Source organism: Streptomyces sp. NPDC104313 (assembly GCF_055583985.1).
On record NZ_JBVJMW010000010.1, the window covers coordinates 1 to 13,192 of the forward strand.

The 13,192-nt window shown below is 71.9% G+C and carries 4 protein-coding genes; all 4 read right to left on the bottom strand.

The window, feature by feature from the left end:
* Nucleotides 1-1,805 (bottom strand): type I polyketide synthase (locus ACZ60Q_RS22955; protein WP_469638307.1); only part of this gene is annotated, 1,805 nt, incomplete at its 3' end.
* Nucleotides 1,802-10,132: a type I polyketide synthase gene (locus tag ACZ60Q_RS22960; protein ID WP_469637625.1), complete on the bottom strand. Its 8,331-nt coding sequence runs from the start codon at nucleotides 10,130-10,132 to the stop codon at nucleotides 1,802-1,804. The genes ACZ60Q_RS22960 and ACZ60Q_RS22955, both read right to left, overlap by 4 nt.
* 55 nt (nucleotides 10,133-10,187) lie before the next feature.
* Nucleotides 10,188-11,438, bottom strand: a complete 1,251-nt coding sequence (locus ACZ60Q_RS22965; RefSeq protein ID WP_469637628.1) for a PucR family transcriptional regulator — start codon at nucleotides 11,436-11,438, stop codon at nucleotides 10,188-10,190.
* Nucleotides 11,438-13,036 carry an aminotransferase class III-fold pyridoxal phosphate-dependent enzyme gene (locus ACZ60Q_RS22970; RefSeq protein ID WP_469637631.1) on the bottom strand — a complete coding sequence of 533 codons (1,599 nt, stop codon included), beginning with the start codon at nucleotides 13,034-13,036 and terminating at the stop codon, nucleotides 11,438-11,440. The genes ACZ60Q_RS22965 and ACZ60Q_RS22970 overlap by 1 nt, the downstream gene beginning before the upstream one ends.
* Nucleotides 13,037-13,192: the final 156 nt, after the last annotated feature.

Below are 13,192 nucleotides of genomic sequence, written 5' to 3' on the forward strand. Positions count from 1 at the left end.
GGTTGTGTGAGGCGGGTGCGGTCGAGGTCGCCGGTGAAGTACTCGTCCTGGATGCCGAGTGCCGCGAGTGCGGCGTCCAGCGCCTCACGGAACACCGGGTACGTCTCGGCGAGCTCCCGGCCCATGCCTGCGCGCTGCGAGCCCTGGCCGGTGAACAGGAACGCCAGACCGCCACGGCCCGCTTGGCCCTCGGCCAGCGTCGTGTCACCGAGAAGCGCCGCCCGGTGCGCGAACTGGGAGCGCTCGGCGAGGGAGAGCCCGACGTCGGCGGGCGAGAGCCCAGGGTGCTGGTCGAGGTGGTGCCGGAGCCTGCCGATCTGTGCCCGCAGCGCGTCAGGCGTCTTGGCCGACACCAGGTACGGCACCTGAACCGGTGCCGCCTCGACGGGGCCCGCGGGCTCCGCGGCCGGCACCGCTTCCAGGACGACGTGCGCGTTCGTACCGGAAATGCCGAACGACGACACGGCTGCCCGCCGTGGCCGCTCCAGCTCGGGCCACGGCCGGGCCTCGGTCAACAGTTCGACGGAGCCCGCCGACCAGTCGACGTGTGGGGTCGGCTCGTCCACGTGCAGCGTCCGGGGCAGCACGCCGTGACGCATCGCCATGATCATCTTGATGATGCCGCCGACACCGGCAGCCGCCTGCGTATGGCCGATGTTCGACTTCAACGATCCCAGCCACAGCGGGGATTCCCGGTCCTGGCCGTAGGTGGCGATGACGGCTTGCGCCTCGATCGGGTCCCCCAGGACCGTTCCGGTGCCGTGCGCCTCCACGACGTCCACATCGGACGGAGTCAGCCGGGCCGAGGCCAGCGCCTGCCGTATCACCCGTTGCTGCGCCGGCCCGTTCGGCGCGCTGAGCTGGCTGCTCTTGCCGTCCTGGTTGATGGCACTGCCCCGTACGAGAGCGAGCACCGGATAGCCGAGCCGCTGGGCGTCGGACAGCCGTGCCAGCGCCAGCATGCCGACGCCCTCGCTCCAGCCCGTGCCGTTCGCCGCGGCCGCGAACGACTTCGACCGGCCGTCCGGGGACAGACCGCGCTGCCGGGAGAACTCGATGAAGAACCCCGGAGTCGACATCACGGCGACACCACCGGCCAGCGCCAGCGAGCACTCGCCCGCGCGCAGCGCCTGCACCGCGAGGTGGACACCGACCAGCGACGACGAGCACGCCGTGTCCACCGTGACCGCGGGGCCCTCGAACCCGAGCGTGTAGGCGATGCGGCCGGACGCGACACTGTTCTGATTGCCCGTCAGCAGAAACCCGTCCGTGCCGTCGACCGACGGGTGCAGCAAGCTCGGACCGTACTCCTGCGACATCACACCGACGAACACTCCGGTATCGCTGCCGCGCAGCGAGTCCGGACGGATCGACGCGCTCTCCAGCACCTGCCACGCCGACTCCAGGAGCAGCCGCTGCTGCGGGTCGGTCGCCGTGGCCTCACGGGGTGATACACCGAAGAAGTCGGCGTCGAACTCATCCGCGTCGTAGAGGAACCCGCCCTCACGCGTATAGGACTTGCCACTGCGGTCGGGATCGGTGTCGAACAACGCCTCCAGGTCCCAGCCCCGGTTGGCGGGGAACTCCGCGATCGCGTCCTCGCCGGAGTCGACGAGCCGCCACAGGTCTTCCGGGGACCGCACACCACCGGGGTAGCGGCAGGCCATGCCCACGATCGCGATGGGCTCGTTCTGTGCGGCCTCCAGGTTCTGGAGTGTGCGCTTGGCCTGCTTCAGCTGGGCGGTGACCCGGCCGAGATAGTCCCTCAGCTTCTGCTCTTCTGACATTGCCGGAATCTCCCTCAGGCCAGCTCGTTGTCGATCATTGCGAAGAGGTCGTCGTCGGAACCGTGGGTGTCGATCGCGTACTCGACGTCCACCAGCCCCATCAGTTCGTTCAGGGCCGCGACCATGGCCACGCGGTCCGTGTCGAACACCTCGGTGTCCACCGCCGACAGCACGATCCGCAGCCGGGCCAGCTCGCCCAGCACGTCCGGGGCCCGCTCGGTCTCCTCCCGCACCAGCAGGGACCGCAGATGGCCCGCGATGGCGTCCGGCGTCGGATAGTCGAAGGTGAGCGTGCTCGGCAGCTTCGCGTCCACGAGCTTGCTGAGCCGGGACCGCAGCTCGACCGCGCTGAGCGAGTCGAAGCCCTGCTCCAGGAACCCGCTGTGCGCGGTGATCGCGTCCGCCGAGTCGTGGCCGAGCGTGCCGGCCGCCGTCTTGAGTACCGCGTCGAGCAGGAGCGCGTGCTGCTCCGCCGCGTCCAGCCCGACGAGTTCCGTCGCCAGCGAACGCTTCGGCGCGTTCCGCTTCGGCTCGGACCGGGCGAGTCCCCTGAGTACGGGGATCGCGTTCGTGTCCACGCCCGCTGCCCCGATGCGGGCCGTGACGAGCGTGGGCAGTCCTGCGGACAGTGCCGCGTCGAAGTGGGCGAGACCCACCTCCGTCGGCATGAGCGTGAGCCCGCGCCGCCCGATGCGCTCCACGTCGGTCGCGGTCATGTGCGAGGTCATGCCGCTCGACTCCGCCCACAGACCCCACGCGGCCGACACCGCGGGCAGGCCCCGCGCGTGGCGGTGGTGCGCCAGCGCGTCCAGGAAGCTGTTCGCCGCACCGTAGTTGGCCTGGCCGGGATTGCCGACCACGCCGACGGCGGAGGAGAACAGCACGAACGCCGACAGGTCCATCCCCGAGGTCAGCTCGTGCAGGTTCCACGCGGCGTCGACCTTCGGGCGCAGCACCGTGTGCACCCGCTCCGCCGAGAGCGAGGAGACCGTACCGTCCGCGATCACACCCGCCGTGTGCACCACGGCCGTCAGCGGGTGCTCCCGCGGGACGGTCGCGAGGAGCGCGGCCAGGTCGTCGGCCTCGGCCGCGTCACAGGCCACGAGCCGCACACGCGCACCCAGCGCGGTGAGTTCACCGGCCAGCTCCCGCGCACCCGGCACGTCCGGGCCCCTACGGCTCGTGAGCACCAGATGCCGCACGGCGTGCCGCGTCACCAGATGCCTTGCCACGAGCCCGCCCAGCCCACCGGTTCCTCCGGTGATCAGCACCGTGCCCTCGGGGTCGAGCGCCGTCACGGACTCGGCCAGGGCCTGCGGCGTCAGCCGCGTCAGCCTCGGTACGAGCACCGCGCCGTCGCGGATCGCGAACTGTGCCTCGCCACTCGCGACCGCGCCCGACAGGAGGCCGACATCGAGATCACCGTCCGTGTCCAGCAGCACGACGCGGTCCGGATGCTCCGCCTGTGCCGTGCGGACCAGACCCCACACCGGAGCGGCCACGAGGCCCGTGAGGTTCTCGAGGTCCGCGGGTCCGCCGGTCGCGACCGCGTGGCGCGTGCGGAGCACCAGTGTCGACGCGGTGAACCGCTCGTCGGCGAGCCACTCCCGCAACAGCTTCGTGACCAGCGCGGTGACGCGGTGCGTGTCCGCCACCACGGAGTCCGGCGCCCGCAGGACCACGTCCAGCACCACGTACTCCGGCACCTCGGCCAGCTCCGCGAAGCCCGTCTCGATGTCGGTGACGGCGACGGTGGGCGCGGGGGCGGGCGTGACCCGCAGTTCGGACCAGGCGAGCCGGTACGGAGGTGTGGTGCGCGCCCCTCCCAGCTGATCGGCCGAGACCGGCAGCAGCCGCAGCGACTCCACGTGCGCCACCGGCAGACCACCCTCGGTGGCCAGGGTGACCGTGACCGCGTCCTGACCCGCGGGTGCGATCCGCACCCGCAGGTCCGTGGCGCCCGGAGCGTACAGCCGCACCCCGTTCCACGAGAACGGCAGCCGCACCTGCGGTCCGGTGACCGCGATGCCCACCACCGGGTGCAGCATCGCGTCCAGCAGCGCCGGGTGCAGGCCGAACCCCTCGGCCCCGGGCGCCTCTTCGGGCAGGGCGACCTCGGCGAGGATCTCCTCGCCCTGCTGCCACACCGCACGCAGACCGCGGAACGCGGGCCCGTAGTCGTACCCCTGGGCCGAGAGCCGGTCGTACAGCTCGTCGACGTCCACCGCTGTGGCGTCCGGAGGCGGCCACGTGCCCGGGAACTCCGCTTCGCTGACGGCCGGTTCCCCGTCCGCCGGGGTCGCGAGCGTGCCGTGGGCGTTGCGTGTCCACTCGCCGCCGGCCGCGCGCGAGTACACGCTGACGGTGCGCTGCCCGTCCTCGTCAGCGGATCCGACGACGATCTGGATCTGTGCGGCGCCGTCCTCGGTGAGCAGCAGCGGCGCCTCCAGAGTCAGCTCGTCCACCGCCGCGGCGCCGACCTGCGCCGCCGCGTGCAGCGCCAGCTCCAGGAACCCGGTGCCGGGCAACAGGGGCCGGCCGAACACCGCGTGGTCCGCGAGCCACCGGTGCACGCCGAGGGACACCCGGCCGGTGAGCACGAGCCCACCGCCGTCGGCGAGCTCCACGGTCGCGCCGAGCAGCGGGTGCCCGGCCTCCTCCAGTCCCGCCGCACCGACGTCACCGCTCGTCGCCGGTGCGTCGAGCCAGAAACGCCTACGCTGGAACGGGTACGTCGGCAGCTCGACGGTGCGGCCGGAAACCAGGTTCCCCCACGCGACCGCTGCCCCGGTGACATGAACGCGCGCGAGTGCGGCGTAGAACTGGTCCAGGCCCCCCTTGTCGCGCCGCAGCGTCCCGGTGATCACCGCGTCGTCGGTGATCTGGTTGAGGCCGACCGCCACCACAGGGTGCGGACTGATCTCGACGAACGTCGTGCAGCCGTCCGCGAGCGCGGCCCGTACGGTGTCCTCGAACCGCACGGTCTCCCGCAGGTTCGCGTACCAGTAGTCGGCGTTCATCAGCGTCGTGTCGAGCGGCTGTGCCGTGACCGTCGAGAAGAACGTCAGGCCGGTGCCCTGCGGTTCGATGTCCTTGAGCGCCGACGCGAGATCCTCGCGCACGTCCTCCACGTGCGAGGAGTGCGAGGCGTAGCTGACCGGGATCGTCTTCGCGCTCACGCCCTCGGCACGGTAGCCGTCGACCATCTCGCGCAGCGCGTCCGCGTAGCCGGAGACGATCGTGGCGGACGGGCCGTTGATCGCGGCGACGTCGAGCCGTGCTCCCCAGCGCGTGAGCCGCTCCCGCACGGTGTCGGCGGCCAGCGGCACGGAGGCCATGCCTCCCCCGCCCTCGATCTGCTTGATCGCCCTGCTGCGCAGCGCGACCGTCTTCGCCCCGTCCTCGACGGACAGCGCCCCGGCCACGACGGCGGCGGCGATCTCGCCCTGGGAGTGACCGATCACGGCGTCGGGCCGCACGCCGGCGGACTTCCACAGCTCGGCCAGGGCCACGTTCATCGCCCACAGCGCGGGCTGCACCACATCGACGCGCTCCAGCGACGCACTGTCCGGCTCGTCGCGCAGCACGTCGGTCAGCGACCAGTCGATGTACGGCGCGAGCCCTTTCGCACACCGCTCGATCGCCTGGGCGAACACCGGTGAGGTGTCGAGGAGTTCACGTCCCATCCCCGCCCACTGGGCGCCCTGGCCGGGGAAGACGAAGACGGTTCGGCCGCGCGGGGCCACGGTGCCGCGCACGACCGCGGTGGACTCCTCGTCGTCGCTCACCGCGAGGAGGCCGTCGAGCAGCCGCTCACGGGTGCCCACGACCACCGCGCGGTGGTCGAACGACGAGCGGGTACGGGCGAGCGAGGCCGCGATGTCCCCGATGTCCGTGCCAGGGGCGCCCAGCACCTGCTCGTGCAGCCGCGCCGCCTGGTCGCGCAGCGCCGCTTCGGAGCCGGCCGACAACACCCAGGGCACCGCCCTCGAGCAGGCCGCGGCCTCCTCGGCCTTTGAAGCGTCCGAGCCGTCCGAAGCGTCCGAGCCGTCCGAAGCGTCCGAGCCGTTCGTCGCGTCGTGGACCGGGGCGGTCTCCGGAGCCTGCTCCAGAATCAGGTGCGCGTTCGTGCCGCTGATACCGAACGACGACACGGCGGCCCGGCGCGGCCGGCCGGTATCGGGCCAGGGCGTGTTCCGGGTCAGCACCGACACGGTGCCCGGCGACCAGTCGACGTGCCGGGACGGCTCGTCCACGTGCAGGGTCGCCGGCAGCACACCGCTGCGCAGCGCGTACACCATCTTGATCACGCCGGTGACGCCCGCTGCCGCCTGCGTGTGGCCGATGTTCGACTTCACCGAACCGAGCAGCAGCGGTATGTCACGCCCGCGGCCGTAGGTGGCGAGGAGCGCCTGTGCCTCGATGGGGTCGCCCAGCGTCGTTCCGGTGCCGTGCGCCTCGACCGCGTCCACGTCCGATGGGCGCAGCCCCGCATCGGCGAGCGAGGCGCGGATCACCCGCTCCTGCGACGGACCGTTCGGTGCGGTGAGACCGTTGGACGCACCGTCCTGGTTGATCGCGGAGCCGCGCACCAGCGCGAGCACGGGGTGGCCGTTGCGGACGGCGTCCGACAGCCGCTCCAGCATCACGACGCCCGCCGCCTCGCCCCACGCGGTGCCGTCGGCGGAGTTCGAGAACGGCTTGCAGCGGCCGTCACGCGCCAGCCCGCGCTGCCGGGAGAACTCGGTGAACATGCCGGGCGTCGACATGACCGTGACACCACCGGCCAGTGCGAGGTCGCACTCACCGCGTCGCAGCGACTGCACCGCCAGATGCATCGACACCAGCGATGCCGAGCACGCGGTGTCCACGCTGATCGCGGGCCCCTCAAGGCCCAGCACATAGGACAGGCGGCCGGACGCGACCGCCGTGAGACCACCGGTCAGCGCGTGCCCGTCGTACTCCTGTGTGGTCTGGTGCAGCCGCGACCCGTACTCCTGCGGCATCACGCCGATGAACACGCCCGTCGGGCTGCCCCGCAGCGAACCCGGCTCGATGCCCGCCCGCTCCACGGCCTCCCACGCGGATTCCAGCAGCAGCCGCTGCTGCGGGTCCATCGCGGTGGCCTCGCGCGGCCCCAGCCCGAAGAACGCGCCGTCGAACTGGTCGGCCTCGTAGAGGAAGGCGCCCTGGTCGGTGTACGAGGTGCCGGTCCTCGGCTCGTCGGGGGAGTACAGCGCGTCCAGGTCCCAGCCCCGGTTGGACGGGAAGGGGCCGACGGTGTCGACACCGTCGACGGCGATCTGCCACAGCCGCTCCGGTGTGTCCGCGCCACCGGGCCAGCGCCCGGAGGCCGACACGATCGCGATGGGCTCATCGGTTGCCCCGGCAGCGGTGAACTCCTCGTCGGTGTCGCCGCGCGTGAGGTACGCGGCCACCGAGGCGGGTGTCGGGTGGTCGTAGGTGAGCGTCGAGGTCGTCGGCTGCCCGGTCGCACCGGCGAGCGCCTTGCCGAACTCCACCGCGCCGATCGAGTCGAGGCCCAGTTCCTTGAACGTCGCGTCCACGGGCACCGACGCGGGGGAGGCATGGCCCAGCACCACCGCGACCGCGCCACGCACCAGGTCGAGCGCGCGCTCGGGCGTGAGGCCGCTGCCGGACCCGGGCCGCACCGTCCCGGCGGCGGGCACCTGATCCGGTGCGGGCCTCCGGCGGGGAGGGGGAGGCACGGCCCCCTCGCCTGCCACGTCGAGCCACTGGCGTTCGCGCTGGAAGGCGTAGGAGGGCAGGGCGACACGGCGCACCGGACGGCCGGCGAGCAGGCCCTCCCAGTCCGCCGCCGCCCAGTCCACCGCGCCGCCGCCCACGTGCACACCGGCGAGGGAGGTGAGGAACTGGCGCAGACCACCCCGGTCGCGGCGGAGCGTACCCGTGATCACCGCTTCCCGGCCTTCGAGTATCTGCGTGATCCCCACCCCCAGTACCGGGTGGGCACCGCACTCCACGAACGTCGTGTGGCCGTCGGCGAAGGCGGCGCGCACCGCCTGGTCGAACTCGACGGCCTGCCGCAGGTTGCTGTACCAGTACTCCGCGTCCAGAACGGACGTGTCGGGGAGCAGAGCACCCGACACCGTGGAGTAGAACGCCACATCGGTCTTCCGCGGCCCGACGTCCGCCGCGGCGCGCAGCACGTCCTCGCGAATGTCCTCGACCAGCGGCGAGTGCGAGGCGTAGTTGATCGGCACCACACGGGCCTTCACACCGTCGGCGACGTAGGTGTTCTCCAACTCCCGCAACGCGTCGAGCTCACCGGACACGATGGTCGCGGACGGGCCGTTGACGGCTCCGATGCCGAGGCGGTCCGGCCACGCCTGGATGTGCTCGCGGACCTGTGCGACCGGCAGCGGAACGGACAGCAGTCCGCCCGCGCGCGGAATCCGGACCACTTGCTGGGCACGGCGCACGACCAGTGTCGCGGCGTCCCGCAACGACAGCGCGCCGGCGACGTGCGCGGCCGCCATCTCGCCCTGCGAGTGGCCGATGACCGCGTCGGGCCGGACACCCGCCGCCTGCCACAGCGCGGCGAACGCGACCATGACGGCGAACAGCGCGGGCTGCACCACGTCGTCGCGCTCCAGCGAAGGACTGCCCGGTTCCTCACGCAACACGTCGACCAGCGACCACCCGACCAGTGGGTCGATCACCTCGGCGCACTCGCGGATCCTCGCCGCGAACACCGGTGAGGTGCCGATGAGTTCTTTGGCCATGCCCGCCCACTGCGAGCCCTGGCCGGGGAAGACCATCACGGTCTTGCCGACCGGGGCGGCCTTGCCCCTCACCAGATCCGCGGACAGGCCGCCGTCCCGCAACTCGAGCAGCCCCTCGGCGTGTCCGCAGAGCACGGCGGCGCGGTACGGGAAGTGCGTACGGCCGGTGGCGAGCGAGAACGCGATGTCGTCGTGAGCGGGCGCGTCCGGCGCGGTGACCAGTTCGTGCAGTCGTGCCGCCTGGTCGCGCAGCCCTTGCTCGGTACGCGCGGACAGCACCCACGGCAGCGGACCGTTCGCGGCGGACGGGCGCGGCTCCAGCGGCCGCCGCTCCGTGGAGGCGAGCACCACATGGCAGTTCGTGCCGCCCACGCCGAACGACGACACCCCGGCGACGGTCGGACCGACCTCTTCCAGGCGCTGCTGTACGGACAGGTTCAGCTCGCCCAGCGGGATCGCCGGGTTCGGCGTCGCGAAGTTCAGGCTCGGCGGCACCGCGCCGTGGTGCAGCGACAGCACGGTCTTGAGCAGCCCCGCGATGCCCGCGGCGCCCTCGAGGTGGCCGATGTTGGTCTTCACCGAGCCGACCCGCAGGGGCTCGCTCCGCCTCCGGCCGAGTGCCGCACCGAGCGCGTTCGCCTCGATCGGATCGCCGACCGGTGTACCCGTGCCGTGCAGCTCGACGTAGCCGACCTCGTCCGGTGCGGTGCCCGCGCGGCGGTGCGCCGCGGTGACCACGGCCTCCTGCGCGTACCGGCTCGGCGTGGTCAGCGTCGCCGCGGGACCGTCGTTGTTGACCGCACTGCCGCGGATCACCGCGTAGACGGTGTCACCGTCCCGCCGCGCCGAGGCGAGCGACTTGAGGACCAGCACCGCACCACCCTCGCCACGCACGTATCCGTTGGCGCGGGCGTCGAACGTGAAGCTGCGGCCGTCCGCGCTGAGCGCGCCGAACCGGTCGGCCTCCACCGTGCTCTCGGGCGTGAGGATCAGATTGACGCCGGCGGCGAGGGCGATCTCGGACTCACCGGTGCGCAGGCTCTCGCACGCCAGGTGCACCGCGACCAGTGAGGACGACTGACCCGTGTCGACGGCGAGGCTGGGCCCGCGCAGACCGAGCACGTACGACAGCCGGTTGGCGAGCAGACCGCGGTTGAGGCCCGTCAGCGAGTGCCGCGACACCACGCCCGCCTTGGCCGCGATCGTCGCGTAGTCGCAGGCCATCGCCCCCACGAACACCCCGAGGTGCTCACCGCGCAGGTCGGCCGGCACGAACCCGGCGTCTTCCAGCGCCTCCCACCCGAGTTCGAGCAGCAGCCGCTGCTGCGGGTCCATCGCCGCCGCCTCCTTCGGCGATATGCCGAAGAACTCCGCGTCGAAGGCGCCCATCTCGTCGTCCGGGAGGAAGCCGCCCCAGCGCACCGAGCCCGCGTCGCCGAACCGCGAGGATTGCGTGATCGCGCTCGTGCCCGACGACAGCAGCCGCCAGAACGACGGCGTGTCCGGCGCACCCGGCAGGCGGCACGACAGGCCGACGACGGCGACGGCATTGCTGGATTCGTGCTCGAAGGTGTTCATGACTTCCCCGCTGTGTAGTGAGGTCAGACAGTTGGTGGGGTGCGACGGTCCTGCCTCAGGCCGTGCGCACGGCCGGCGCCACACCCGGCTGTACCGGTCGGGACACCCCGAAGGTCTCCGCCAGATACAGGGCGGTGTGCAGTTGCAGCCGGTTGTCGCCGAGCGGGCGACCACGTACCTGCTCGGCCCGCTTGATGCGGTACAGCACGGTGTTCTTGGCGATGTGCAGCCGCTGAGCCACGGTCGCGACGCTGCGGTCGTGGTCGAGATAGCACTTCAGGGTGGCGCGCAGAGCTCCCGCTGACGGCGAGTCATCGCCCAGCGCACCGAGTTCCCTGCACACGAAGTCGGCGGCGGCCTGCTCGTCCCGCGCGAGCAGCGCCCCCAACTCCAGCGTCCGGTAGGTGTGTACGCGGCCCGGCGCCGATGAGCGCAGACCGAGCTGGGCCGCGGCCATCGCCTGCTCGTGCGAGGTGCGGAATCCGGCGAGACCCGCACCCGGCAGACCTACCGCCACCTGCACGGCGGGGTCCGCGGCGAGCAGCGGCGCGAGCTCCTCCGTGTCGCCGTTGGGCCGCACACCCCACGCCCACAGACCGTCGCCGCCCATCGGCACGAGCAGCGTCGACCGGCAGCCCAGGCGGGTGAGCAGACGGGCCGCCGTCTTCGGCAGTTCCTGGGCACCGGAGTCCCGCTCGGCCCACAGCACCAGCGCCACGTGGTTCTGACGCAGGTCGTAGCAGAGCTTGTGGGCCGTCCGGTCCAGGTCCACGGATTCGCCGCGGACGACGGAGAGCACGACGGCGCGCTGTTCGGCGGCGGGACCGGCGAGCCAGCGTTCCCGCTCGGCGGCGAACCGGTCCGACACCAGCTGGGACAGTTCGTCCACCGCGTCGAACACCAGGGACGCGGTCTCGGTCATCGCGGCGGTGCGCTCGTCCGGGTCCTCGATCCGCGCGCACGCCGCCAGCACCGCGGACGCGATGCGCCCGTGCGCCGACCGGATCAGGCCGAGCCCGTGCGCGAGATCGAAGCCGCGCTCGACCTGGGTACGCACCAGTGACTCGGCCTCGGCGACCACGGAGGCGGGCAGCCCCTTCCTGTGGTGCAGCCGGAAGGTGACGGACAGTGCCACCAACTCCGGCAGGGCGTCCTGTCCGTCCGGGCACAGGCCTGCCGAGGTCTGCACGGCCCACGCGGTGGCGTCGCCGCCACAGTGGGCGGTGACCTCCTGGCGCAGGGCCTCGGACGTCGCACCGGCGGTGGGTGCCTCGTCGCGCGGGGGCAGCAGTTGGAGCCGCGCCATCAGAACGCCCTCGCGCCGAGAAAGCCCAGCAGCGTCGCCTCATCGGCCGTGCGGAGCGCCGTGCACGCCGCGCGCAACCCGGCGTCGAGCCTGTCGATCTGGGCGTCGGTGAGGTCGACCGAAGGCTGGAAACGCAGCGTGTTCGGCGCGCTGGAGGTCGGCAGGACGCGCACGGTGTGCCGGTGCAGCAGAAACCCGCTCACCAAGTAGCCGAAGACACCGCCCGCCTGGGCACCGGCGACATTGGCCGAGGCGGAGCCGGACTGGTCGTGCAGTTCCAGGCCGAGCAGCAGGCCGCGGCCGCGGACGTCCTTGACCACATCCGGGAAGTCGGCTCGCAGCGATTCGAGCACATCGAGGAGGCGGGCACCGCGCTCAGCGGCCCTGCGGTAGACCGCACCGCCGTCCCGCTCCATGATCTCCAGCGTCTTCTGCGCGATGAGCGTGGAGAACCCGTCCTTGGCAAACGTCGAACTGTGCAGCAGCTCGAACTCGGGGCGGTAGCGGGACTCCCGGACCAGCAGCACCGACAGTTTCGCCACACCGCCCGCGAGGCTCTTGGCCAGCGTGATGTAGTCGCCCTGGAGCCCGATCTCCGCGCCGGCGAAGAACGCGCCGGTGCGGCCGCTGCCGGACTGGATCTCGTCGACCACGACGGGGCAGTCGAAATCCGCGCTGACCGCGGCGATCTCCTTCGCGAACTCCGGTGCGAGCGGCACTATCCCGCCCTCGCCCTGGATCGGCTCGGCGAAGAACGCGCCGTACACCGGGGCCGTGATGTCGGTGACCTTGACCGTGCCGTCGGTCACGATCAGGTCGAGCACCATCGCTCGCGCGGCCTCGAACGCGGGGCGCACCGCGCCGGCCGAGTTCACCGGTACGAAGCGGGCGTTCGTGGCGAGGAAGGTGAACGGCGTGCGGAAGGCCGGGTTGTGCGTGAGCTGGGTGCTCGCGGCGAGCTTGCCGTGGAAGCCGCCCTCCAGCGTGAAGAACACCGGAGCCTTCGACAGCGTACGCGAGTTGTGCGCCTCCACCTCGGCCAGCAGCGCCTCCAGTTCGCCGGCCGGGCCGCCTTGGCCCGCGATGCCGAGCCGGGTGAGCGCGGCGGCGTCGACGGTTGCCGCACCGGACGCGACCGCGGCTCGCGCCTGCTCCGTGTGCTCCGTGACCTGTGCGAGGAGCGCCTGCACGCGCATGCCCCGGTCCAGCTCGGCGTGTTTGACGGCGGCCTCGACGGCCTCGGCGCCGGTGTTGGCGAACACGCCGAAGTAGGTGTCGGCCGTGCCGAACTCCCGCCGGGCGATCCGGTTGAGCACCTCGGTCACCCTGTTCGCCTCGGGGCGGCGGGAGAACTGGGAGTGGATCGGCGTCCGCGCGTTCAGCACCTCGGTCGCGTAGGCGACGATCTCGGGGTTGTTGTGGCCGAGCAGCAGCGAACCGTAGCCGCAGACGAAGTCGACGATCTCCGTCTCGGACCCGTCGTGGGCGGCCGCCCAGAGGCTGTTGCCCTCCGCGCGCACGTACGTGGGGTCGAGTCCGATGCCGGAGATGTTCTGGTGGAGGGTGCCGTCCACGAGTTCCTGCGCCTCGGATGCCATGGTGCCTCATTTCTCGCCGTGGTATGTCCGGACAGTGTTGTGCGTGCCGTTTCACTCACAGCTAATCCGGATCTAATCCGGCTCGATTAGACCGGAATGAGAAATGGGTGAGTAAGAGTGCGCTTGTATGGTCGCGCCCCTAGTTCTCTTCGTATG